We start from the raw sequence: 22,804 nt of genomic DNA on the forward strand, positions 1-22,804 counted from the left end.
CGGCCCGAACAGCGGCCCCGGTGTTCCAGCACCGGGGCCGCGCGCCGTTGAAGTCGGAACATCCGGCTCCCCTCAGCGCTGCTCGTACGAGACGAGCAGCGGAGGCAACCGGCCGCAGCAGTGGAGCTGCGGAGAGGTCGAGTCGTGCACATGCGCGGTCCTACGCCGCGCCGGCCGCCTTATCGGAGGAGGCGGCCACCTCGTCACGCTGTTGAGTTCTCAAGGAACCGGCGCTTCCTTCGAGCCCCTTCCAGAGCCCTCCGGGCGGCCTAGTACGGCATGACCGTACGGGACACCCCATCCGACTTGTCTGGAGGAGTGCTTGGGCAAGAGATTGCACGAGTCCGGCTTGGAGAGTCAAGCCCCCTGGTCTAACTTGTACGGAGGAGTTGGAGCAGAGGAGAGGGATTGCCGGTGCGACGCGGTATGACCAAGGCGCAGGAAATCGCCCATGACCTGCGTGAACAGATCCTGTCCGGCGGACTGGCAGGGGGTGCGGCGCTTCCGAGCGAATCAAGGATGATGAGCGAGTACGGCTACAGCCGCGAAACCATCCGCGCCGGCGTTCGCCTCTTGGTAGAGGAAGGCCTGGTCGTCACCGGGCAGGGCCAGGGCAAGTACGTCCGTGAGCACTACCCGCCTGTGGTGTGGAACTGGACGACATTGGAGAGTCGTAGTCGCCACGCCACCGCGGTTGAGGGACAAACAGCCGGCGACCAGTGGGCAAGCGTGATCGCCGAGAACGGAAACGCTCCCCGTCAGGACATCACGGTGTCGATCGTCGAGCCTCCATCCCACGTCCGCGCACGCCTCGAACTGCCCGAAGACGGCTTGGCCGTGGCACGCAAGCGCGTCCGGTACATAGACAACCGGCCTTACGCGCTTGCCGACTCGTACTTCCCCCAGGCACTCGTCAACGGCACACCGTTGATGGAGCCCCGAGACGTCTCCGCGCCCGGCGGCATCCTGGCCTCCGTGGGACTCGTGCAAGCCAAGTACGTGGACGAAATCTCAGTGCGCATGCCGACTCGCCAGGAGGCTGAGCTACTTGCCCTTCCCGCGGCAACACCGATCGCAGAGCACACCCGAACGGGCTATGACGCGGGGGGCCGCCCCCTCCGCTGCATGGTCACCATCCTCCCTGGAGACAGGCACAAGATCCTCTATGAAGTCAGCACAGACTGAATATCTCCGCCCCGCAGCGTCGGAGGATGTGCCTGCTCTCTTGGCTCTGCGCGCAGAGGCCGAAGGGTGGCTACGCACCAAAGGAACGGATCAGTGGAGCGACCCGGAAACCGGCGAACGGGCCATCTCGAAATGGCGCGCCAGCATAGATGAGGGGCGCGCATGGGTCGTAGTTGGCGAGCATGATGAAGTGCTCGCCACCGTCAGCCGCGGTCCGGTCGACCGGGATTTCTGGACGGACGCCGACCACCCCGAAACGGCGTTGTACCTGTACAAGCTGATCGTCGCCCGCAGGGCATCTGGCCGGCAGCTCGGCATACGGGTCGTCGACTGGATGTCCCGCCTTGCAGCGCTCGAAGGTCGAAGCTGGGTGCGCATCGACACCTGGCGCACGAACTCCGGGCTGCACGGCTACTACGAGCGGTTGGGCTTCAGGCATGTCCGCACCGAGGAACCGCCCCATAGGCGCTCAGGGTGGCTCGCCCAGCGACCAGCAGGTGAGCTTGCTATGCCTCACGACCTCCTACCGGTATCCTCCCGCGAAAGTCGGCACAGGGAGACGACGGGCCGCGAAGTGCCGTCCCAGAGAGGTTGACGCCCTGGTCACCGGTGACAACGCCGTCTCAGTTTCCGTCTCATTCACCCTCGTCCGGAGACGTTCACGGCGGTTCACGCGGCGGACGGGAGTACGCGGATGAACAGGGCTGAACGGGCCCGGATCACGGGCTGACCAGTACGAACAGACCTCGAAAGCGAGTGTGGCGCAAGTCACCGAGGGTTCAAATCCCTCCGCTACCGCTTCAGAAGGGCCCCGTCCGACAGGACGGGGCCCTTTGTGCGATCATCTACAGCGCTCGGCCCGGACAGTACCGACTACCAGGCAACTCGGCGACCGGGAAGTCACCGACAGGGGGAGGCCACGATGGCGATGAACGCCAAGAGGATCGTCGTCTATGTGGTCGTGGTCTTCGTGCTGTACGTGATCATCACGGACCCGAGGGGGGCTGCGGGCTACGTCGAGATAGGGTTCGAAGGCATCTCGGACGCCGCCAAGGCCATAGGCGAATTCATGACGTGGGCCGCCAACGGAGGAAAATGATGATCCGCCACCTGGTCCTCTTCAAGCTGAACGAAGGCGTGGAGCGGGACGACCCGCACGTCGTCGCCGGGGCCGAGGCCTTCCGCGCCCTCGGCGGGCAGATCGAGGACCTGCGCTTCTGGGAGTGCGGCTGGAACGTCAGCGACCGGCCCATCGCATACGACTTCGCGATCAACTCGGCGGTCGAGGACCCGGACGCGCTGCGCCGGTACCTGGAGCACCCGGCCCATCAGGCGGGCGTGACCCAGTGGCGCGAGTTCGCCACGTGGGTGATCGCCGACTACGAGTTCTGACGGCCCGTACCTTCTCAGCCTTACGGCCGTACGGCTGCACGCTCGGCCCCGCATCGGAACGGTGCGGGGCTTTTCGACGTCTTATGCCCTATTTCATCCCTCAACACGTGCATATGCGGTGCTTGAACACGATGCACCTGTCTTGTGATGCTATGACCGCTTTTGACGGATGAGTTGATCGACGAAGAGGTGGCGTTGACCGTGTCGGCCAAGACTGCGCCGCCCCAGGATCCTGTCTCGGCCCCGGCCCCGGCCGCCCCGACTCCGGCTACCCCGACCCCGACCCCGACTGCGGCCACGAACCCGACTGCGACGCCCACTCCCGCCTCCACTCCCGCTTCGGATTCGGATTCGGCCCCGGCCCCGGCTCCCGAGAAGCGGCGCGGTGCCGACACCCGCGCCCTCACGCAGGTGCTCTTCACCCAGTTGAAGGAGCTCGAACCCGGTACGTCCGAGCACTCCCGCGTGCGCGGGGCGCTCATCGAGGCGAACCTGCCGCTCGTGCGCTACGCGGCAGCCCGCTTCCGCTCCCGCAACGAGCCGATGGAGGACGTCGTCCAGGTCGGCACCATCGGGCTCATCAACGCCATCGACCGCTTCGACCCGGACCGGGGCGTGCAGTTCCCGACCTTCGCGATGCCGACGGTCGTCGGCGAGATCAAGCGCTACTTCCGGGACAACGTCCGCACGGTCCATGTCCCGCGCCGGCTGCACGAGTTGTGGGTGCAGGTGAACAGCGCGACCGAGGACCTGACGACCGCCTTCGGCCGCACCCCCTCGACCGCCGAGATCGCCGAGCGGCTGCGCATCACCGAGGAGGAGGTGCTGTCCTGCATCGAGGCCGGACGCTCGTACCACGCGACCTCCCTGGAGGCGGCACAGGAGGGCGACGGGCTGCCCGGGCTGCTCGACCGGCTCGGCTACGAGGACCCGGCCCTGGACGGCGTCGAGCACCGCGACCTCGTCCGCCATCTCCTCGTCCAGCTTCCCGAACGGGAACAGCGGATCCTCCTGCTGCGCTACTACAGCAATCTGACCCAGTCACAGATCAGTGCGGAGCTCGGCGTCTCCCAGATGCACGTGTCCCGGCTACTCGCCCGTAGCTTCCAGCGATTGCGATCCGCAAACAGGATCGAGGCGTAACCGGCACGAGCGAATCACCCATCAGGGCAGTTCCCGACATCTTCGGGCAGATAAGCCGTCAGACCCCTTCTTTCCAGGGCCGATTCAGTTCTGACTTGTCGACAAGTCCCTACAGCGCGTTGCCGACATGTGACATTCTGCGGGAAGCGCGTTTGCCGAGGCTTCGGCTCCGGTATTCAGGTGAGGGCTGCGTTCTCCTCGTCAGAGAGCGTGGCCGCGACCGTCCCGCGACCCAGAGGGGGTGGCATGTCCGCAGACCAGGGCAGCTCCAAGGTGCTGACGCTCACGAAGAGCGAGACGCCCTCCCCGGCGCTCGAGCCGCTCGACGCCCTCGACGACGTGGCGGCCCTCGAGGCCGCTCCCGCCCCGGCGGCTCCGGCCGCGCCGGCCCTGCCGGCCTCGGAGACCATCGACACCCGCACCCTGTCCCGCTCCCTGTTCCTGCGGCTCGCCGCACTCGACGAGGACAGCCCGGAGCGCGCCTACGTCCGGGACACCCTGATCGAGCTCAACCTCCCGCTGGTCCGTTACGCGGCGGCCCGCTTCCGCTCCCGCAACGAGCCGATGGAGGACATCGTCCAGGTCGGCACCATCGGCCTGATCAAGGCGATCGACCGCTTCGACTGCGAGCGGGGCGTGGAGTTCCCGACCTTCGCGATGCCGACGGTCGTGGGTGAGATCAAGCGCTTCTTCCGCGACACCTCGTGGTCGGTGCGCGTGCCCAGGCGCCTTCAGGAACTGCGTCTGGCGCTCACCAAGGCCAGCGACGAGCTCTCCCAGAAGCTCGACCGCTCCCCGACCGTCACGGAACTGGCCACCGTGCTGGGTGTGTCGGAGGAGGACGTGGTCGACGGCCTCGCGGTCGGCAACGCGTACACCGCCTCCTCGCTGGACTCCCCGACCCCGGAGGACGACGGCGGCGAGGGCTCCCTGGCCGACCGCCTCGGCTACGAGGACACGGCGCTGGAGGGCGTGGAGTACCGCGAGTCGCTCAAGCCGCTGCTGGCCAAGCTGCCGCCCCGGGAGCGCAGGATCATCATGCTGCGCTTCTTCGCCAACATGACCCAGTCGCAGATCGGCGAGGAGGTCGGCATCTCGCAGATGCACGTCTCCCGGCTGCTGACCCGGACGCTGGCACAGCTGCGGGAAGGACTCATCAACGACTGATCCGCACGGTCCGGCGCATCCCGCCCGGCGGGGCACCGGACGCGCGTCGGGCAGCACGGCACGAAGCCGTGGTGATGCCGACTCCTGGCCGCCGAGGCGCCCTTGCGGGCGCGTCGGCGGCCGCGGTACGTCCGGGAGCCGTTTCCCGGCCTCGCACGGGGTGACAAGGCCGGCGGAGTCGTACAGAGAAGAGTGGTTCGCCCTACTTGAGCGCGAGCCAGGCGACGGCCGCGACGACCGCGACCAGGACGACGACACCGACGATCAGGCCGGTGCGCGGGCCGGAGGAGGCCTGCTGCTGGGTGCTCTGAGGGGGCGCATCGTCGACGAACGCGCGGAACATCTGGGTGCTGCCGGCGGGGTCGTAGTTGCCCTGCGGGCCCTGGGTGTTAGCCATGGCCCGAGACCCTAGCGAAAACGCTGCCGCCACCCAAGCGCGGGGCCCGGCACCGCACTTGGCGGGAGCCCCGGAGAGGGGCGGTCCGACGGACTTCCGGACGTGCCTGGTGCGCATCGTGGTCCCGGACCGGCGGACCACACCTCACCTGCGGATTTACATTAGCCAATACTTGCCTTTGCCAACTTTTTGCGCCACCAGGGCCCGATTTGTTTGCCTGCGGCAACCAACCACCTCTACGGTTGCCCCGAGCAACGAATTCGGGGAGGTGTGATGGCCGAGCAGGCGCAGTACGAAGAACTTGCGCGTCAGCTCAGTGCCGTCGGTGCCGTGAAACGGGACATGGGGCGGATACTGCCGCCCCACTGCCCGGCCGGCTCGGCCGCCGTGCTGACCCTTCTCGGCCGCCACGGGGACATGCGCATGAGCAAGCTCGCCGAGCTGCTCGCCGTGGACATGTCGGTGACCAGCCGGCATGTCGCGCACGTCGCCGCGCGCGGCTGGATCGACCGGATCCCGGACCCCGCGGACAAGCGTTCGCGCATCCTGCGCCTGACGCCCGCGGGCCTCGACCAGCTCGACGAGCTGACCCGGCGGAGCACCCGCCTGCTCAGCGAGCGGCTGAGCGACTGGACCGACGACGAGGTCGGCCAGCTGATCCGGCTGATGACGCGCCTGCGCGACAGCTTCGGCGACTGCCGTTCCGCTCCGGCCCGGATCCCCGCGCCCGTTGCCCCCGACACCACCCGTACACCCGCAAGCACGTAAGAAAAAGGAAGCCCATGGCAACGACCACACCAGCCGGTGTGCGGGCTCACGCCAAGCACGGGGGAGGCTCCTCCGGCAGCGCTCCGATGACGCACCGGCAGATCATGGAGGCGCTCTCCGGGCTGCTGCTCGGCATGTTCGTGGCGATCCTGTCGTCCACGATCGTCTCCAACGCGCTGCCGCACATCATCGGTGACCTCGGCGGCGGCCAGTCCGCCTACACCTGGGTGGTCACCGCCGCCCTGCTGTCGATGACCGCGGCCACTCCCCTGTGGGGCAAGCTCGCCGACCTCTACAGCAAGAAGGCGCTCGTCCAGATAGCGCTCGTCATCTTCGTCCTGGCGTCGGCCTGCGCGGGCCTGTCGCAGAACCCGGGCATGCTGATCGCCTGCCGTGTGGTGCAGGGCATAGGCACCGGCGGTCTGTCCGCCCTCGCCCAGATCGTCATGGCCGCGATGATCTCGCCCCGCGAGCGCGGCCGTTACTCCGGCTACCTCGGCGCCACCTTCGCCGTGGCCACCGTCGGCGGCCCGCTGCTCGGCGGTGTCATCACCGACACCTCCTGGCTCGGCTGGCGCTGGTGCTTCTACGTCGGTGTGCCCTTCGCGGTCATCGCGCTGATCGTCCTGCAGAAGACCCTGCACCTGCCCGTGGTGAAGCGGGAGGTCAAGGTCGACTGGGGCGGCGCGTCCCTGATCTCCGCCGCCGTGTCGCTGCTGCTGATCTGGGTCACCTTCGCCGGTGACAAGTACGCGTGGCTGTCCTGGCAGACGTACGCGATGGTGGCCGGTTCGATCGTCCTCGGCCTGCTGTTCGTGCTCGTCGAGGCGAAGGCGAGCCAGCCGATCATCCCGCTGCGCCTGTTCCGCAACCGCACCATCACGCTGGCGTCGCTCGCCTCGCTGTTCGTCGGTGTCGCGATGTTCAGCGGCACCGTGTTCTTCAGCCAGTACTTCCAGCTCGCCCGGGACAAGTCCCCGACGATGTCGGGCGTCATGACCATCCCGATGATCGGCGGTCTGTTCGTCTCCTCCACCCTCTCCGGGCAGTTCATCACCCGTACCGGCCGGTGGAAGGGCTGGCTGGTCAGCGGTGGCGTGCTGGTGACGGCGGGTCTCGGCCTGCTCGGCACCATCCGCTACGACACGGAGTACTGGAAGACGGCCGTCTTCATGGCCCTGCTGGGTCTCGGCATCGGCATGATGATGCAGAACCTGGTGCTGTGCACGCAGAACCAGGTCGCCCCGAGCGACCTCGGCTCGGCCAGCTCCACGGTCACCTTCTTCCGTTCCCTCGGCGGTGCGGTCGGCGTCTCCGCGCTCGGCGCGGTGATGGCCCACCGGATCACCGACTACGTCAAGGACGGCCTGGCCGACCTCAGCCCGAAGTACGCGGCCTCCATGTCCGCCTCCGGCTCGAGTGACACCATCCCGGACATGAACGCCCTGCCCAAGCCGCTGCGCACGGTCATGGAGAGCGCCTACGGGCACGGCATCGCCGACATCTTCCTGATCGCCGCCGCGCTGGCGGCGGTGGCCTTCCTGATCACGCTGTTCATCAAGGAGGTCCCGCTGCGGACCAAGGGCGGGCTGGCGCAGACCGCCGAGGCCGAGTCCGCGCCGCTCGACCCGGCCGCCGCCCCCGTCGTCGCCGAGGCCCTGCCCTCCGAGGCCGCGGCCGGTTCCGCCGGGGAGCGGGTGCCCAGCTGGGCGATGGCCGCCTCCCCCGCCGAGGGCGCCGGGAACGGTCCCGAGGGCACGCAGCACCTGGCCGCGGTCGCCACGGTGGCGCCCGGTGTGCCGGGTGCCGGTGCCGGTGCCGGCGGCGGGATTCCGGTGCACGGCTTCGTCCGGGGCGTGGAGAGCGCGCCGGTGCCGCAGGCCGCGGTCACGCTGATCTCGCTGGCGGGCCGCCAGCTCGGCCGGTCGGTCGCGCAGGCCGACGGCGCCTACGCGGTGGACGCGCCGGGCGCGGGCTCGTACGTCCTGATCGCCTCCGCCGACGGCTTCCAGCCGCAGGCCTCCACCGTGGTCGTGAGTGGCGAGCCGGTGGCGTACGACATCCTGCTCAGCGGCACCAGCGGGCTGGGCGGTGTGGTCCGCGCCGCCGGGTCCGGGCTGCCGGTGCAGGACGCCATGGTGATCGTCACCGATGTCCGCGGCGACCTGCTGGCCACCGGGACCACCGGGGAGAGCGGCGAGTTCTCCTTCGCCGAGCTGGTGCCGGGCGCGGTGACCGTCGCGGTGAACGCCGCCGGGTACCGGCCGCGCGCGCTGCCGGTCGAGGTCGGCGGCACCGGGGTCACCCGGGTCGAGATCGGCCTGGAGGCCGGGGCGCAACTCCAGGGCGTGGTCCGCGCTCCGCACGGGCCCCTCGCGGACGCCAGGGTGACCCTGGTCGACGCGGCGGGCAACGTGGTCGGCACGTCCACCACCGGCGCGGACGGGGCGTACGCCTTCACCGATCTGAACGGCGGTGACTACACCGTCATCGCGACGGGCTACCCGCCCGTGGCGACCGCCCTCACGGTCACCGGCCGCGGTGTCGACGACCACGACATCGAGCTCGCCCACCCCGGCGAGTAGCCCCGGGCCAGGGTGCCCATGAGGCCCGGGCGGGATCCCGGGTCACGGTCCGGCCCGTGGCGGGGCGCGCTCCGAGGGGAGTCGCGCCGCGCCGCGGGCCGGTCGCTTTCCGACCATTTTGCAAGGCTGCGCAGGGAGAAAACGGGATGGGACTGACCGCGAGGATCCGCACCCGGGACGGATGGGCCGTGTCGCACGCGGTCGTCACGATGACCGACATGACGGGCACACAGGTGCTGCGGGCCGAGGCCGACGCGGAGGGCGCCGTACGGGACACGACGGCGCTGGCACCGGGCGCGTACACGGTCATCGTCACGGCGGTCGGGTACGCGCCCGCGGCCTCCAGCGCGATCGTCACCGCGAGCGGCCGGGCCGAGGTCGGCGCGGTGACGCTGGCCCGGCAGGGCGGCGCCGAACTGCCCCCGCCGGGGCCGTGGACCATCGACCCGGCGCACTCCTCGGTCGCCGCGATCGCCCAGCACCTGGGGATCTCCAGCGTGCGCGGCCGGTTCACGGACTTCGCCGGCACCGTCGAGATCGCCCCCGACGACGTCACCAGGTCCCGGGTGGAGGCGGTCATCCGCGCCGGCTCCATCGACACCGGCAACGACATGCGCGACGGCCACCTGAAGTCCCCGGACTTCCTGGACGTCGAGCGGCATCCGCAGATCATCTACTGCTCCACCGGTGTGACCGCCGCCGGCTCCGACCGCTGGACCGTCCACGGCGAGCTGGGCATGCGCGGCGTGGTCCGCCCGGTCGACCTCGACCTCGCGTACCTCGGCACCGGCGCCGACCCCTGGGGCGGCACCCGCGCCGCCTTCCGCGCGACGACCGAGCTGCGCCGCGAGGACTTCGCCATGAACTACAACCAGGTCCTCCAGGCCGGTATCGCGGCCATCGGCACCACCCTGAGGGTCGAACTGGACATCCAGGCGGTCCAGGGCACCGCGCTCCCCGCGGCGTAGTCGGCGTGGTGCACCGGACCCTCGGCCCGCCCTACCGGCCGCCCGACGGGGGGCGGCCCGGGTCCGTGACGCGGGAGACCAGGTCGGCGGCCAGGTCGCGGAGCTTGGTGTTGCGGTGCTGGGAGATACGGCGCAGCCGCTCCAGGGCCCTGCCCGCGTCGACCCGTTCCCGGGCCATCAGAACGCCGATCGCCTGGTCGATGACGCTGCGGGACAGCAGCGCCGTGCGCACGTCGGGCACGGCGGCCCGGTCGCGTTCGAGGCGCAGGGCGAGGTCGACGGCGTCCGCGGCGCGGGCGGCGAAGGCACGGGCCTTGTGCCGGCCCGCCCGGAGCGCGCCGGGCTCGGCGCCGTAGAAGTTGATCGCGGCGCCCGTCTCACCGGTCACGACGAGCGGGAGCGCCAGTACGCACCGCACCCCGACGGACAGCGCGTACGGCGTGTACGCGGGCCAGCGGGTCTCGGCGGCCAGGTCGGGCGCGTACTGCTCGACCGCGGTCTCGGCGGCGGTGACGCACGGGCCGTCACTGTTCTCGTACTGGCGCAGGTCGAGGCCGCCTGGCAGGCCGCCGCTGCCCGCCAGGGTCAGCAGCCGGTCGTCGCGGCGGACGGTGATGCTGCACGCGGCGGCGCCGGGCACGTCCTCGACCGCACGGTCGGTCAGATCACGCAGCAGCGTGTCGAGACCGCCGCTGCGTACGATCGCCCGCTCCAGCGGGTCAGGGGTCGTCTCGGGGCTCATGGGGTTGCGTGTGTCCCCCTGTCGCCGATCAACTCATGGTCGTTCATGTGGCGTTGTTCGCATCGACGATCCGGCGGGCGAGGTCGCGCAGCTTGACGTTCTCCCGCTGCGAGGCGCGCACCAGGCTGTCGAAGGCCTCCGCCGCGTCGATGTTCAGCCGCTCCATGAGGATCCCGGTGGCCTGGCCGATCAGGTCCCTGGTGCGCATCGCCTCGGTGAGCTGCTCGCGCACGGTCACCGAGTCCAGGGCGAGGCTGACGTGCGCGGTGAACAGCCGTCCGACGCGCGTCGCGGCGTCGTCGAAGACGCCCGGCTTGCGGGCGTAGACGGTGAGCACGGTCAGCCGCCGCTTGTCGGCGCGCAGCCGCAGCGCGAGCGCGGAGCGCAGGCCCAGACCGGCCAGCGACGCGCCGCCGTCCTCCGTCTCACTGTCCGCCAGCTGTACGACAGGCGCATGCCACAGGTGGTCCCAGTACGGCTCCGGGCCGCCCCCGTCACCGGACGCCTCGGCGGTGCGCACGACCTCGTCGGTCCAGGCGACCGCACTGCGGCCGCTGCCGCGCTCCAGCACCGAGATGCCCGCGTGCTCGGCGCCCGGCAGCAGGCCCACGGCGAGCCGTACGGCGGCTCGCATGGTGCTGTGCGGGGTGGCGGTGTCGTGGAGTTGCTGAGCCGCCGTCGTCAGGGCTTCGGCCAGCTCAAGATCCCCCGGAAAACGGGGCAATTCAGAAAAGTCGGACGCAGGCACCACGAACCTCTTCGGCATGCACGGCCAAACGGCCATGCGCAGGAGAGCTCCGCAGCACATTCCCGACTGCGAGCACAGGACGAACAGAACTTTATCTCGTCCCACCCAGCAGGTTCCGCCTGGTTGACGGTCGGCCTCCGCCCCGCGAACCGGCGTCGCAGCCGCCGTCGGCGCAGGGCAGCGCCTAGGCTGCGGGCATGGCACCGGACATCGCGACCAACACCCGCGTCTCGCTGGATGAGCTGCTGGACTTCGTACGACCCCGCCACCGCGCCCTGCTGCTGACCCGGCGCTCCGACGGCAGCCCGCAGGCCTCACCGCTGACCTGCGGAGTCGACGACTCGGGGCGGATCGTGGTCTCCACCTATCCGAAGCGGGCCAAGACCCGCAACGCCAAGCGGGACGAACGGGTCGGCATCGTCGTGCTGAGCGACGAGTGGAACGGACCGTGGGTGCAGATCGACGGAACGGCCGAGGTGATCGACGCGCCGGACTCCGTGGAACCCCTGGTGGAGTACTACCGCAACATCGCGGGCGAGCACCCGGACTGGGACGAGTACCGGGAGGCGATGGTCCGGCAGGACAAGTCGATCATCCGGATCACTCCACGGCGCTGGGGCCCTGTGGCGACGGGCGGGTTCCCGGCCCGGCTCGCGCCGGGCGACGCCTAGTCAGCCGCGGGCGACCATCGCCTCGATGCCGGCGACCAGCAGGTCCAGGGCGAAGGCGAAGTCGCGGTCCAGCATCTCCGCGACCGTGTCGCCGCCGCGGGCCGCCATGAGGATCGCCGACTCCCGGAGCACCTCCGCGGCGTCCGGGGCGCGGGTCGCCGCGCTCATCGCGTGCCGGAAGTAGTCGTCCGGGGGCATGCCCGCCTCGGCGCAGCGGGCCACGAAGTGGCCCTCGATCGTGCCGTAGCCGTACACGAACTGGAGGACGGCGGAGATCGCCCCGGTCAGCCGCTGCTCGGGCAGCCCGGTACGGCGGATGATCCGCTGCACCGTGCCCGAGAAGGCGAGCGAGTTCGGGCCGATGTTGAGGAACGTCCCGGCGAGCGGCGACAGCCAGGGGTGGCGCACAAGCAGCGCCCGGTACTCGGCGGCGAGCCGGCGCAACTGCTCGCGCCAGTCCGCCTCCTCGTCCGGCTCGGGCAGCCGCAGCTCGCCGAAGGCGGCGTCGAGGGCGAGTTCGAGCAGGTCGTCCTTGGTGTCGACGTACCAGTACACGGACATCGCCGTCACGTTCAGCTCGGCGGCGAGCCGGCGCATCGAGAACTTCGCCAGCCCCTCAGCGTCCAGCAGCCGCACCGTGGCCTCGGTGATCCGCTCCCGGTCGAGACCGGACGGCTGCCCGCCGCGCCCACCGCGGGGCGCCTTGCCCTCCAGCCAGACGCTGGTCCGCGCCGCGCCCTTGGCCCCCTGGGCTGCCTTCACCATGGCGCACCTTCCTCGACTCCTGAACCGCCGGCCGTACCGACGCGCCCGCGGGGCGCGCGGGGCGGTGCCGCACGAGAGAGGCCCCAGGGCCGCTCGTTTGGATCACGCCGGGCTCGCGGGCCCTGGCACCGCGCCCTGATCCGGCCTGATCCGGCCTGATCCAAACGAAAGACCCTGACTAGTGGGCCACCACCAATCCCGAGTCTGCCCGCTCGGCGCGGCGGAGCAACGCGGCGGCCAGCAGGCCGCCGAGCAGCACGGCCACCGCTCCGACGAGCTGGCTGGTCCCGAGCCCGGCGGAGAACGCGTCGGTCACCCGCTTCCGCTCCGCGGCCGACCCGGCGGCGGCCAGGGCCACCGGCAGGGACACCGCCGCGAACCGGGAGTTGAGCACCGCTCCGAGGACGGCCACCCCGAGCCCGTTGCCGAACTCCGCCAGGGTGCCGTTGATGCCCGCCCCGACGCCCGCCTTGGCCGGCGGGATCGCACTCATGATGGCGTGGGCCATGGCCGGGTTGGCGATCGCGCAGCCCGCGCCGATGAGCAGCAGTCCCAGCAGGGTGCCTGCGTATCCGCCGGAGGCGAGCGTGGCGATCGACACCAGCCCGCCGGACATCAGCACCATGCCGAGACCGACCGCCGCCGGGGTGCCCAGCCGCGTCGTCCACCGGGCCGCGAGTCCGGTGAAGTTCAGCGCCACCACCGCCAGGGCCAGCGGCGCGGTGCGCAGTCCGGCCTCCAGGGGGCCGTAGCCGAGGACGAACTGAAGGTGCTGGGTGAGCAGGAACAGCGCGCCGCCCATGCCGAAGGTGATCAGCACCGCCCCGGCGACCGCGCCCGTGAAGCGGCGGTCGCGGAAGAAGTGCATGTCGAGCATGGGATACGGGATCCGGCTCTCGTAGAGCGCGAAGAGGGCCAGGACCGCCATCGCCACGGCCGCCGTGACCAGCACCCGCGTCGACGTCCAGCCGTGCGCGGGGCCCGAGATGATCGCGTAGACCAGCGAGGTCATGCCGATCGTGGACAGCAACGCGCCGAGCAGGTCGGGCCGGTCGCCTCGGGGGTTCCTGGACTCCGGCACAAGGACGAGGACCGCGACCAGGCCCAGCAGGGCGACCGGCAGGTTGATCAGGAAGATCGCGCCCCACCAGAAGTGGTCCAGCATGAAGCCGCCGATCAGCGGGCCGATCGCGAAGCCGAGGGCGTTGACCGCGCTCCAGATGCCGATGGCCTTGGGGTGCTCGGCCGGGGCGAAGATCTGCATCGCCACGGCCAGCGTGGTGGTCAGCAGCAGCGCGCCGCCGACGCCCATGCCGGCGCGGGCGGCGATCAACTGCCCGGTGGAGTCGGCGAACGCGGCGGCCAGCGAACCGATGCCGAACAGGACCAGCCCCGCCACCAGCATCTTCTTGCGGCCGTACCGGTCGGCGGCGCTGCCCGCGGTCAGCAGCAGCCCGGACTGCACGAGCGAGTACGCGTTGATCATCCACTGGATGTCGGAGGTGGCCGCGCGCAGCTCACGGGTGAGGGACGGGATCGCGACGTTCAGGACGGTGTTGTCCAGCAGCACGGTGAGCTGGGCGAGGCAGATGACGCCGAGGATCAGCCAGCGCTGGGGGTGGCCCTGGGCGGCCGGGGAGGAGGTCTGCTCCGGCGAGGTCGTCGACATGCTATACACCGTATAGGGCCGTCTGTACGGCGTACCGGCGGCTTGGGTGGCGGCGGACGGACCTCAGCGCGGCGACGGACGGACCTCAACGACGCGGCGCGGGGCGCCCCCTCACGCGGCGGGCTTGATCAGGTAACCGGCCCCCCGCCGGGTGTGGATCATCGGTTCCCGGCCGGCGTCGATCTTGCGCCGCAGGTAGGAGATGTACAGCTCGACGACGTTGGCCTGCCCGCCGAAGTCGTAGGACCAGACGCGGTCCAGGATCTGAGCCTTGCTGAGCACGCGCCGCGGGTTGCGCATCAGGAAGCGCAGCAGCTCGAACTCGGTGGCGGTGAGGTGGATGTCCTCCCCGCCCCGCGACACCTCGTGGCTGTCCTCGTCCAGGCTGAGGTCGCCGACCACGAGCACGGAAGCGGAGCGCCGGTCGGCGGCATCCGAGCGCCGGATCAGCCCGCGCAGCCGCGCCACGACCTCCTCCACGCCGAACGGCTTGGTGACACAGTCGTCCCCGCCCGCGGTCAGCCCGGCGACGCGGTCCTCCGCGGCGTCCTTGGCGGTCAGGAAGAGGACGGGCACCCCGGGCAGTTCGCCGCGCAGCCGGCCCAGGACGGTGAGGCCGTCCATGTCGGGCAGCGTCATGGACAGGACGACGGCGTCGGGCCTGAACTCGCGCCCGGTCCGGACGGCGCCCTGCCCGTCCCGCGCGCTGCGGATCTGCCAGCCCTCGTAGCGCAGGGCCATGGACAGCAGATCGGTGATCGACTCCTCGTCGTCCACCACAAGCACCCGGACGGGGCTCCCGTCCGGCCTCAGCAGTTCGGTGTGCCCCTGGGGCGAGGTCGTGGTCATGGGGGACACCTTTCAGGGAGCCTCTGAGAGCAGACTTTCACCTGTCTGTGATTTTTCTGAGAAACCCACAGGCGGCTCTCAGGAGCCTGGGAGCCACGTGTCCCGGCCGCGGCGGCCCCTGATGCCCCGGCGGTCCGGAAGTCTTCCTCGTGGCAGGGCACTTCCGTCCCGCGGGCTTCAGAACAAGCCGTCCTGCAGCCCGTTCTGCCCCCCGCCCTCCATGCCCACCGGATTCCGCAACTCCCGTACCGGCATGGTGAATCCCACACCGTGGGCGGGCCGCAGCTCCCAGCCGGCCATCAGCCGGGTGTCGAGCACGACGACCCCGCCACCGGCGGCAAGGTGCAGATCGGGCCCGGCGGCCGCGATCAGCTCGCCGCTCACCACCCCGCCCGCGACGAGTTCGGTCACCGCGCCCACGGCGGCCGGCAGACCGGTCAGCCCGAAGATCCCGGCGTGGTCGACGGGCCGGAAGGGCTCCCGCTCCAGCGACTCCGGCCAGCCGCCGAGCGCGGTGGCCCGCGCGTGCAGCTCTTCGATCTCGGCGGCCCGCTCGGTCTCGGTCACCGGCAGCGCTGACCGTACGGCCCGCTTCTCGGCGTACGGAATCCGGTCCGGGACCCCGAGCGCGGCGCGCAGCAGCTCCTCGGTTCGCCGCGCCGCCATGAGCGGACCCGCGCCCAGCCAGCTGAAGCAGACGGCCCCCTGCTCAAGCAGCCGCGCCGAGCCCCGCTCGACAGCCGTGATCCCGGCCTTGACCATGCCGGGCCCGAACCACGCCAGATATACGTGGTAGGGCCGCGGGTCGTCCGCGAACGTGTCCGCGGCCACGGAGTGCGCCCGGTCCAGCCGGGCACATTCCTCGCACCGCGCCCCCGCGCTCCGCCCCGGCACCGCCGCCCGGAGCGGACACGCGTGCCCCCGCGCTCCCACGCATGTACGCACTCCCCCTTCCGCGACCTCGAAGGCCACCCGCTTGCCCCACGGCAGCGCACTCGGCCGCCCGCCGTCCCACACCAGCACAGGACCGTCCGCGGACCACCGCATCCCCGAGCACTTCCACACCCGCGTCATCCCTTGCGAGAGTACGGGGCCCCACTGACAACACCCCGACCGCGAGCGCGGGATACCACCAACCCGACTTCCCGTCCTGGGATCCGTCTGCCAGTAGCACCCGAGGAACCAGTACGCCGAGGTGTGGTCGGTGCGCTGATAGCCCCTCAGCATCCGGCCGAGGGCCCGCTCCGGGGGGTACCTCGGTCCCAGGCGCCAGCCGTTGAGGTAGTGGCGCTGGCATTCGGACGGTATTCGGTCTGCGGGGCGGTGTCGCTTCCACGGCTGCGCTGCGTGGTCGGGCAGCGCGGCGCGTTCTTCCCAGGGCGAAGGCGTCACGGACAGTCACGCCGTTCCGCGAGGGACTCCTGGTTCGCTGCGAGTGGTTAGGCTCCGGCTATGGGATCAGCGCGGCCTGGTGAGTCTGCGGGCAGGCAGAGCTTCGGGAGCCGATGGCAGGCGGTCTGCGGCGGAGTGGTCAAACGGCCGTGGTTGTTCTTCAGCTGGCTCGCCCTCGCCGCTTCGGTGGTGGGAGCGCAGCACTGGGTGCCGCAGCCGTGGTCGGCGGCCGCCTATCCGATCGCGTTGATCACTGCCCTGTGGCTCCTCGGCCGGGCAACGCCCAGGAAGTGAGCCCACCCCCGGACACGGTCGCCGTCGGCCACCGCCGTCAGGACAAACGCCAGAAACCCTGTGGATCACTCCACAGGGTTTCTGGTGTGCTGCGCACTCGGCAGGATTCGAACCTGCAACCTTCTGATCCGTAGGCGCGTGCTGGTCGCAGTCGATCAAGTCGCAGAAGCCATCCAATGCACCAACGTCGCACCTTGCTTCAGGCTAACGACACCCCTTCGACCGCGCCGGGCCCTTCTGCGTGAAAGGCCGAGCCTGACCGGGGCGGGGCCCCGACGGCGAACTGTCGATCAGCGTGACGCGGGCGGGATGCTCTGCTCGTACTGGAAGACGTTGTAGGGGTCGTACTTCGCCTTGATCTCGCGCAGCCGCTCGAAGTGGCGTCTCCCCCAGTAGGCGGTCTCCCACTCCTGCATGCCGACGTTCGGCACGTTGACGTAGGCGCCGTCCACGAAGGTGCGCATCGCCTGGCTGAATTCGGCGGTCCAGGCCTGGCACGTCGAGGTGAGCGGGTCGCAGACGCCTGGTGTCGTTGAAGGAGTCCCCCAGGCTGCGCCGATCTCGCCGTAGAAGATCGCGTCGCGGTGCACGAACGCGGTGCCGCCGCGGGGCTCCTTCTTGATCGCCCCGCCGAAGGCATCGACGAAGTAGTTGCTGTCCTCCGTGGGAGCGTTTCGCATGTAATAGCCGATGACGTCGATCGCCTTCTTCGGGAACAGCTTCTTGGCGAACTGTGAGAAGAACTTCACGTTGGCGGGCTCCTGCGAGCGCGGGACCTGGGCTCCGGCAAAGATGGGGCCCCAGTTGCCGACCTGCACCTTCACATCGGGCGTGCCGATCGACAGGATCGGGGCCAGCATCTTTCGGGCCTCTGCCGCCGTGCCCTCCGCGAGCCACGCGAACAGCAGGATCTGGGACTTGTGGATCTCGACTTCGGATCCGAGGCGGTTGTCGGCGAACGGTACCGTACGCTGCCATGCATCGAAGATCCCATGCAGGTCCGTAAGGCCGTCCCAGGTCGCCTGCACATAGGCGATGCGCTTGAGCGGGTGCACCTTGTAGGTGAGTTGCGTGACGATTCCGAAGTTGCCGTTTCCCGCCCCACGGAGCGCCCAGAGCAGGTCTGAGTGGTCCTTCAGGTCGGCATGGATCACCTTGGCGCAGTCGCGACCCGACGGGACGACGACCTCGGTCCCGATCAGGCTGTCGCAGGCCATGCCGAGCCAGCGGTTGAGGGGGCCAAGGCCGCCGCCGACCGTCGCACCGACCAAGCCGACGCTGCCCTCGCTTCCGGTCGTGACCGCGAGGTCCTTCTTGGCGAGCGTCGTCACCGCTTCCAACTGGGTCAGGCCGGCGCCGACCGTCGCGATACGAGCGTCGGTGTCGATGTGGACCGACTTGAGCTGGCTGACGTCGATCACGATGCCGTTGTCGATGTTCGACCAGCCCTCCAGGGCGTGGCGGCCGCTGCGTACCCGCAGTGCGACGTTGTGCTGCCGCGCCCAGGTGAGGGCGTTCACCACGTCCTGGGTCTTCTGGGCGAAGACGATGACCAGCGGGTAGTGAGAGAACAGCTGGTCGTAGTCGATGCGATCATCCGTGTACGAGGCGTCACCGGGGCGGACGACGCGACCGGTCAGCTTCGCCGGCGGACATCCTGACGACCCTTTAGCCGGGTCGCTCGCGGCCAGAAGGCCCGAGGTACTCGCGGCCGCAATGTCCGGCGCGCCTGCGGCCGTAAGGCCCGGGACGACGATCGCCCCGGCGCCGGCGGCCGCTGACGCCCTGAGCAGGTAGCGGCGGGAAAAATCGCTCAAGGTCCAGATCCTCTCGATCGGGCTACGCCGGTACGCGGCTGAGGGAGCCCTTACCCGCCAACCGCCGGGCAGTCCTTTGTGGTCGACCCCCGCACGGTAACGGGGCGACCATGCGGTGTTTCCCGACACGCCAATTGAGGACGATGACGACAGCCTGAAGGAGTAACTCAGCGGGATCCCGTCATAACCGGTTTGGGATGCACCGCGTTCGAGCCCGGGTCCGGGAAGACGCGGGCGCTGGAGATCGTGGAAACGCTCGTGCCGCAGCCCATGACGGCCGTAAACGCGTCCGCCGCAGCCCTGTTCCGCAGCGTGTCCAGCGGGAACGGCAGGCCGACGATCCTTTTCGACGAGATCGACACCGACTTCGGCCCCAAGGCCGGGGACAACGAGGAGCTGCGCGGCTTCCTGAACGCCGGACACCGGCGTACCGGCGTCACCTACCGGTGTATCGGCGACGGCGGACAGCAGACCGTGCAGGCGTTCCCCTCCTACTGCGCCGTCGCGGTCGCCGGACTCGGCTCGCTCCCGGACACAATCCTCAGCCGCTCCGTCATCATCCGCATGCGGCGGCGCGCACGGAACGAAAGGGTGGAGCCCTTCCGGGCCCGCGTCCACGAGGCCGAGGGCCACAAGCTCCGCGACCGGCTTGCCGCATGGGCCGAACACGCCCGCGGCTTCGTCATGGGCGCCTGGCCGGAGATGCCCGACGGCGTCACCGACCGGCCGGCCGACGTGTGGGAACCGCTGCTCGCCATCGCCGACGCCATCGGCGGCCACTGGCCCGAGCGGGCCCGCGCCGCGTGCGTGACCCTCGTGACCGCCTCCCGCGCCAACGACAAGGGCAGCATCGACGTCCGGCTGCTCACCGACCTGCGCGACCACGTCCTGACCGGCATCGACCGTCTGCCCACCGTCGCGATCCTGGACCGGCTCAACGCCCTGGACGACGCCCGTGGGCCGACCTGCACGGCAAGCCGCTCGACAACCGGCGCCTGTCCCGGATGCTCGCGGAATACATGACGGCGGACAACGAGCCCATCGCCTCCCGCAACATCAAGACCGCCGGGAGCGTCCTCAAGGGCTACCACGCGCCGATCTGTGGGACGCGTGGGCCCGCTACTGCCCCCCACCCCCGGAAAGTCCGCCACGTCCGCCACCCGGCACCGAAAACGCCGTCTGACCAGCGCTGACGCGGGGGCCGAGGACGCCCCCGCATCCCAGGTGGTTCGTCGTGCGCACCGCCGTGCCCGCAGCACCCGAAGCCCTCACTGTCCCCGAGGTGATGACCGCCCTGCGCTTGAGCCGCAGCAAGGTCTACGACCTCATTCGCACCAAACAGCTCCACAGCTACACGTCGGGCCGGGCCCGCCGCGTCCCGGTCGACGCAGTTCGCCAGTACATGCATGACCGGATGGAGGAAGCCGCTCAATGGCCAAGCGTCGCGCCAACGGCGAGGGAACGATCACCAAGCGTGCGGACGGCCGTTACCAGGCCGCTGCCTACGTCTACCGCCCTGATGGGACTCGCACCCGGAAGTTCGTCTACGGCAAGACCCGCGCGGAAGTGGCCGAGAAGCTGACGGAGTTGCAGGAGAAGACCCGTCAGGGCATTCCGGCCGCCGAGTCCACCATGGCGTTAGGTGACTACCTCACCTACTGGCTCGCCACCATCGCACCCCAGCGGCTCAAGCCGTCAACGCTGAACAGTTACGAGGGTCTGACCCGCCTGTACATCCGACCCGCTCTCGGCAAGAAGCGACTGAACCGGTTGTCGCCGGCGGACGTGCGCCGGTTCCTCTCGGAGTTCAAGAACTCCTGCCTGTGCTGCCTGCGGGGTGCGGACGCGGAGCGTCCGGAGGGCATGCGCTCGTGCTGCGCCGTGGGCCGTTGCCGTAAGCGTCGCCCGTCCGCCCGGACCGTCCAGTACATCCATGCCGTCCTCCGGTCTTCGCTGCAACAGGCGATTCGGGAAGAGCTGATCGCACGGAACGTCGCGCGGATTGTGGAGACCCCCACCGTCACCCGCAAGGAGGTGCGTCCGCTGGACGCCGCAGAGGCTCGCATCATGCTCAAGACCGCCCGCTCCCACCGCCTCTACGCCCTGTGGCTGTTGCTCGTGTCCGCGGGTCTGCGGCGGGGTGAGGCACTCGCCCTCACCTGGGCGGACGTCGACCTCACGAACGGACAGCTCCGCGTCCGCCGGAACGTACAGCGCATCCGGCGTGAGCTGATCTTCGGCAGTCCGAAGACGATGCGCTCCATTCGTACGGTGTCCCTCCCGAAGCACTGCATGCGGGCACTCACACAGCACCGACTCCAGCAGGAACGGGAACGCAAGGTCGCGGGGAAAAAGTGGCAGCCCGTACCGGGGCAGCCGGATGGGCTGATCTTCACCACGCCGACCGGTCGCGTAACGGACCCTCGCGGCCCGAACCGGATGCTCACCATCCTGTGCCGGGACGCCGGCGTACGACGGGTGCGGGTGCACGACCTCCGACACACGTGCGCGTCGCTGCTGCTCGCCCAGGGCGTGGACGCTCGCACGATCATGGAAACGCTCGGGCACAGCACGATCACGATGACGCTGGACACCTACGCGCACGTGATGAGCACGACGCTCCGGGCCGCCGCCCGGATGGACGACGCACTGGGCCTGGACGAGCCGGCGGAGGAATCAGACGGCGATCAGGAGCCGCACGCCGAGGAGTAATCGTCACTTCGGGCTGCGTTGATGTCAGCCATTGATGTCAAAGGCCCCTCAGGATGATCCTGAGGGGCCTTTGACCTGTGTGCACTCGGCAGGATTCGAACCTGCAACCTTCTGATCCGTAGTCAGATGCTCTATCCGTTAAGCTACGAGTGCTTGTTCTGTTTTTCGTCTTCGCTTCGGTCCCTTCCGGGCCCCTCGCGGCGACAGGAAGAACATTACATGACTGCCGCCGCCATGTGAAATCCATTCCCCCCACCCCTTGTGACCTGCGGAAACAAGGTTGAAAGCGAGCCGGAGCCGGTAACGCCGAAGCCCCGGTCGGGAGAGACCGGGGCTTCGGTGATCATGCGCGGAGGCGGAGGGATTTGAACCCTCGATGGGCTTTAAGGCCCAAACCGCATTAGCAGTGCGGCGCCATAGACCGGACTAGGCGACGCCTCCAGCACTACCGCTCACGCGAGCGCGCGAGTGGTGCGTGCAGATGATGACACAGCCGAGTGGGGTGTCACCAATCGCCCCCTACGGTACTAGGCCGGTGGGGCCCAGGGCAAAGCCGTTCTGCCGGCGTGGGCCGGCCGGTGGCCGGGGTGCCGGACGGGGCGCAACGTCCCGGGGCACGAGGCGTTAGTCCGGGCATGACTCAGACCCGATCTTTCCCCGTGCGGCGTTCCGCGCTCGCGCGGACGCTGGCCCTCGGCGCCTCCGCCGTACTGGCCGGGCTCGCCTCGGTATCGGCCGTGCCCGCCGCCTCCGCCGCGGCGCCGCCGCCCGTCCGGGCCGAGGACCGGGCAGGCGACCACCTCACCGTCACCGTGCGGCACGCGGGCGTGCGCCGCGACGGGACGTACAGGCTGTTCTGCCACCCGGCCGGGGGCAGTCACCCGGAGGCCCGGCGGGCCTGCGACGTGCTCGACCGCAACACGCGCTGGGGGCAGGAGCCCTTCGCGCCGGTGCCCGACGGCAGCGTGTGCACCATGCAGTACGGCGGGCCGGCCACCGCCCACATCACCGGGACGTGGGCCGGACGCCGCGTCGACGCGACCTACGACCGCGGCGACGGCTGCCGGATCGACCGCTGGAACCGGCTCGTGCCACTGCTGCCCGACCTCAGCGCCCCGAGGCCGACCACGGTGTCCCGCGCCGGCCTGTAGGCCAGTAAGAGGGGACGGGCGCGGAGTCCCGCTATCGGCGCGCGGGCGGGGACCGCCAGGAACGGGTGGGGCGCCCCGTACCGGCCGGTGGACGGGGACGGGCGCGGAGTCTCGTACCGGCGCGGCGGCCTGGGGCCGGCGCGTGGGCGCGTGTACTGGTGCGTAGGCGTCCACCGCGGGTGTCGTGGGCAGGGAGTGCGTAAAGGTCTCGCGAAGGTCGTGCGAAGCCAAATCGTCCGGTCACAGGTTCGACGTCAACTCCGCGTGCGACCTCCCTCTCATCCGGCATCGCGGCAGCAACCTCTGCGCATAGACTCCCTCGCGTGACACGCTGCGGGCCGGTTGGCAAGATGGCCCCCGCGGTCGGCAAGGTGCGGTGACAGGGAGGA

21 protein-coding genes, 2 tRNA genes and 2 pseudogenes are annotated in these 22,804 nt (G+C 70.0%); 15 read left to right on the top strand and 10 right to left on the bottom strand.

Annotated features, from left to right (window positions below):
• Window positions 1-426 precede the first annotated feature (426 nt).
• From CG719_RS22260 to CG719_RS22285, 6 genes are all read left to right on the top strand, one after another.
• Entirely contained in the window at window positions 427-1,185 is a 759-nt protein-coding gene (locus CG719_RS22260; protein ID WP_100570436.1) for a GntR family transcriptional regulator, read from the top strand.
• Complete coding sequence (locus tag CG719_RS22265) at window positions 1,166-1,780, top strand: GNAT family N-acetyltransferase (RefSeq protein ID WP_100570437.1); 615 nt, start codon at window positions 1,166-1,168, stop codon at window positions 1,778-1,780. The genes CG719_RS22260 and CG719_RS22265 overlap by 20 nt, the downstream gene beginning before the upstream one ends.
• Window positions 1,781-2,107: 327 nt before the next feature.
• The gene (locus tag CG719_RS22270; protein ID WP_100570438.1) at window positions 2,108-2,284 is read left to right on the top strand and encodes a hypothetical protein; all 177 of its coding nucleotides are present in this window, start codon (window positions 2,108-2,110) and stop codon (window positions 2,282-2,284) included.
• A complete protein-coding gene (locus tag CG719_RS22275; protein WP_100570439.1) occupies window positions 2,284-2,577 on the top strand; it encodes a Dabb family protein in 294 nt (97 codons plus the stop codon). Before CG719_RS22270 ends, CG719_RS22275 begins: the two co-directional genes overlap by 1 nt.
• Before the next feature lie 201 nt (window positions 2,578-2,778).
• The gene (locus tag CG719_RS22280) at window positions 2,779-3,720 is read left to right on the top strand and encodes an RNA polymerase sigma factor SigF (RefSeq protein ID WP_100570568.1); all 942 of its coding nucleotides are present in this window, start codon (window positions 2,779-2,781) and stop codon (window positions 3,718-3,720) included.
• 246 nt (window positions 3,721-3,966) lie between these two features.
• Window positions 3,967-4,887 carry an RNA polymerase sigma factor SigF gene (locus CG719_RS22285; protein WP_100570440.1) on the top strand — a complete coding sequence of 307 codons (921 nt, stop codon included), beginning with the start codon at window positions 3,967-3,969 and terminating at the stop codon, window positions 4,885-4,887.
• A 202-nt stretch (window positions 4,888-5,089) separates the two neighbouring features.
• On the opposite strand, the gene CG719_RS22290 is transcribed toward CG719_RS22285, so the two are convergent.
• Entirely contained in the window at window positions 5,090-5,284 is a 195-nt protein-coding gene (locus CG719_RS22290) for a hypothetical protein (RefSeq protein ID WP_199836732.1), read from the bottom strand.
• 273 nt (window positions 5,285-5,557) lie between these two features.
• On the opposite strand from CG719_RS22290, the gene CG719_RS22295 reads away from it, so the two are divergent.
• From CG719_RS22295 to CG719_RS22305, 3 genes are all read left to right on the top strand, one after another.
• Window positions 5,558-6,052: a MarR family winged helix-turn-helix transcriptional regulator gene (locus tag CG719_RS22295; RefSeq protein WP_100570441.1), complete on the top strand. Its 495-nt coding sequence runs from the start codon at window positions 5,558-5,560 to the stop codon at window positions 6,050-6,052.
• A 14-nt stretch (window positions 6,053-6,066) separates the two neighbouring features.
• A complete protein-coding gene (locus CG719_RS22300; protein ID WP_100570442.1) occupies window positions 6,067-8,637 on the top strand; it encodes an MFS transporter in 2,571 nt (856 codons plus the stop codon).
• A 146-nt stretch (window positions 8,638-8,783) separates the two neighbouring features.
• Complete coding sequence (locus tag CG719_RS22305; protein WP_100570443.1) at window positions 8,784-9,605, top strand: YceI family protein; 822 nt, start codon at window positions 8,784-8,786, stop codon at window positions 9,603-9,605.
• Window positions 9,606-9,636: 31 nt separating this feature from the next.
• Here CG719_RS22305 and CG719_RS22310 read toward each other — a convergent pair whose 3' ends face one another.
• A complete protein-coding gene (locus CG719_RS22310; RefSeq protein WP_100570444.1) occupies window positions 9,637-10,347 on the bottom strand; it encodes a GAF and ANTAR domain-containing protein in 711 nt (236 codons plus the stop codon).
• Window positions 10,348-10,390: 43 nt separating this feature from the next.
• Window positions 10,391-11,113, bottom strand: coding sequence for a GAF and ANTAR domain-containing protein (locus CG719_RS22315; RefSeq protein ID WP_100570445.1), 723 nt, complete (start codon window positions 11,111-11,113; stop codon window positions 10,391-10,393).
• Between the two features lie 179 nt (window positions 11,114-11,292).
• Between CG719_RS22315 and CG719_RS22320 the strand changes: the two genes are divergently transcribed.
• Complete coding sequence (locus tag CG719_RS22320) at window positions 11,293-11,766, top strand: PPOX class F420-dependent oxidoreductase (protein WP_100570446.1); 474 nt, start codon at window positions 11,293-11,295, stop codon at window positions 11,764-11,766.
• Here the strand turns inward: CG719_RS22320 and CG719_RS22325 are convergent, their stop codons facing one another.
• The 4 genes from CG719_RS22325 to CG719_RS22340 form a co-directional block, all read right to left on the bottom strand.
• Complete coding sequence (locus tag CG719_RS22325) at window positions 11,767-12,531, bottom strand: TetR/AcrR family transcriptional regulator (protein WP_100570447.1); 765 nt, start codon at window positions 12,529-12,531, stop codon at window positions 11,767-11,769.
• A 178-nt stretch (window positions 12,532-12,709) separates the two neighbouring features.
• Window positions 12,710-14,200 carry an MFS transporter gene (locus CG719_RS22330; RefSeq protein ID WP_100570448.1) on the bottom strand — a complete coding sequence of 497 codons (1,491 nt, stop codon included), beginning with the start codon at window positions 14,198-14,200 and terminating at the stop codon, window positions 12,710-12,712.
• Window positions 14,201-14,311: 111 nt separating this feature from the next.
• Entirely contained in the window at window positions 14,312-15,049 is a 738-nt protein-coding gene (locus tag CG719_RS22335) for a response regulator transcription factor (protein ID WP_100570449.1), read from the bottom strand.
• Between the two features lie 177 nt (window positions 15,050-15,226).
• Entirely contained in the window at window positions 15,227-16,123 is an 897-nt protein-coding gene (locus CG719_RS22340; RefSeq protein WP_199836733.1) for a DUF2797 domain-containing protein, read from the bottom strand.
• Between the two features lie 471 nt (window positions 16,124-16,594).
• Here CG719_RS22340 and CG719_RS35480 point away from each other — a divergent pair, with 471 nt between their 5' ends.
• A complete protein-coding gene (locus CG719_RS35480) occupies window positions 16,595-16,735 on the top strand; it encodes a hypothetical protein (RefSeq protein ID WP_159024938.1) in 141 nt (46 codons plus the stop codon).
• Window positions 16,736-17,025: 290 nt separating this feature from the next.
• On the opposite strand, the gene CG719_RS22345 is transcribed toward CG719_RS35480, so the two are convergent.
• Entirely contained in the window at window positions 17,026-18,552 is a 1,527-nt protein-coding gene (locus tag CG719_RS22345) for an FAD-binding oxidoreductase (protein WP_100570450.1), read from the bottom strand.
• Window positions 18,553-18,762: 210 nt separating this feature from the next.
• Here CG719_RS22345 and CG719_RS22350 point away from each other — a divergent pair.
• The 3 genes and pseudogenes from CG719_RS22350 to CG719_RS22360 all read left to right on the top strand — a co-directional run.
• Window positions 18,763-19,735: pseudogene (locus tag CG719_RS22350) on the top strand (DUF3631 domain-containing protein); the annotation flags it as partial.
• A 51-nt stretch (window positions 19,736-19,786) separates the two neighbouring features.
• A pseudogene (locus CG719_RS22355) lies at window positions 19,787-19,981 on the top strand (helix-turn-helix domain-containing protein); the annotation flags it as partial.
• Between the two features lie 2 nt (window positions 19,982-19,983).
• Window positions 19,984-21,264 (top strand): tyrosine-type recombinase/integrase, encoded by a 1,281-nt coding sequence (locus CG719_RS22360; RefSeq protein WP_100570451.1) that lies wholly within the window; start codon window positions 19,984-19,986, stop codon window positions 21,262-21,264.
• 80 nt (window positions 21,265-21,344) lie between these two features.
• Here the strand turns inward: CG719_RS22360 and CG719_RS22365 are convergent.
• A tRNA-Arg gene (locus tag CG719_RS22365) sits at window positions 21,345-21,417 on the bottom strand.
• A 197-nt stretch (window positions 21,418-21,614) separates the two neighbouring features.
• Window positions 21,615-21,705: transfer RNA gene (locus tag CG719_RS22370), tRNA-Ser, on the bottom strand.
• Window positions 21,706-21,899: 194 nt separating this feature from the next.
• Here CG719_RS22370 and CG719_RS22375 point away from each other — a divergent pair.
• The gene (locus CG719_RS22375; protein ID WP_100570452.1) at window positions 21,900-22,415 is read left to right on the top strand and encodes an SSI family serine proteinase inhibitor; all 516 of its coding nucleotides are present in this window, start codon (window positions 21,900-21,902) and stop codon (window positions 22,413-22,415) included.
• Window positions 22,416-22,804 lie beyond the last annotated feature (389 nt).

The organism is Streptomyces sp. CB01373, assembly GCF_002803075.1.
GTDB lineage: Bacteria > Actinomycetota > Actinomycetes > Streptomycetales > Streptomycetaceae > Streptomyces.

Coding starts and splice junctions, on each gene's coding strand:
- CG719_RS22290 (WP_199836732.1), bottom strand. CDS start 5,284: ATGGCTAACACCCAGGGCCCGCAGGGCAACTACGACCCCGCCGGCAGC.
- CG719_RS22285 (WP_100570440.1), top strand. CDS start 3,967: ATGTCCGCAGACCAGGGCAGCTCCAAGGTGCTGACGCTCACGAAGAGC.
- CG719_RS22295 (WP_100570441.1), top strand. CDS start 5,558: ATGGCCGAGCAGGCGCAGTACGAAGAACTTGCGCGTCAGCTCAGTGCC.
- CG719_RS22300 (WP_100570442.1), top strand. CDS start 6,067: ATGGCAACGACCACACCAGCCGGTGTGCGGGCTCACGCCAAGCACGGG.
- CG719_RS22325 (WP_100570447.1), bottom strand. CDS start 12,531: ATGGTGAAGGCAGCCCAGGGGGCCAAGGGCGCGGCGCGGACCAGCGTC.
- CG719_RS22265 (WP_100570437.1), top strand. CDS start 1,166: ATGAAGTCAGCACAGACTGAATATCTCCGCCCCGCAGCGTCGGAGGAT.
- CG719_RS22310 (WP_100570444.1), bottom strand. CDS start 10,347: ATGAGCCCCGAGACGACCCCTGACCCGCTGGAGCGGGCGATCGTACGC.
- CG719_RS22335 (WP_100570449.1), bottom strand. CDS start 15,049: ATGACCACGACCTCGCCCCAGGGGCACACCGAACTGCTGAGGCCGGAC.
- CG719_RS22315 (WP_100570445.1), bottom strand. CDS start 11,113: ATGCCGAAGAGGTTCGTGGTGCCTGCGTCCGACTTTTCTGAATTGCCC.
- CG719_RS22375 (WP_100570452.1), top strand. CDS start 21,900: ATGACTCAGACCCGATCTTTCCCCGTGCGGCGTTCCGCGCTCGCGCGG.
- CG719_RS22270 (WP_100570438.1), top strand. CDS start 2,108: ATGGCGATGAACGCCAAGAGGATCGTCGTCTATGTGGTCGTGGTCTTC.
- CG719_RS22340 (WP_199836733.1), bottom strand. CDS start 16,123: ATGACGCGGGTGTGGAAGTGCTCGGGGATGCGGTGGTCCGCGGACGGT.
- CG719_RS22305 (WP_100570443.1), top strand. CDS start 8,784: ATGGGACTGACCGCGAGGATCCGCACCCGGGACGGATGGGCCGTGTCG.
- CG719_RS22320 (WP_100570446.1), top strand. CDS start 11,293: ATGGCACCGGACATCGCGACCAACACCCGCGTCTCGCTGGATGAGCTG.
- CG719_RS22260 (WP_100570436.1), top strand. CDS start 427: ATGACCAAGGCGCAGGAAATCGCCCATGACCTGCGTGAACAGATCCTG.
- CG719_RS22330 (WP_100570448.1), bottom strand. CDS start 14,200: ATGTCGACGACCTCGCCGGAGCAGACCTCCTCCCCGGCCGCCCAGGGC.
- CG719_RS22360 (WP_100570451.1), top strand. CDS start 19,984: ATGGCCAAGCGTCGCGCCAACGGCGAGGGAACGATCACCAAGCGTGCG.
- CG719_RS22275 (WP_100570439.1), top strand. CDS start 2,284: ATGATCCGCCACCTGGTCCTCTTCAAGCTGAACGAAGGCGTGGAGCGG.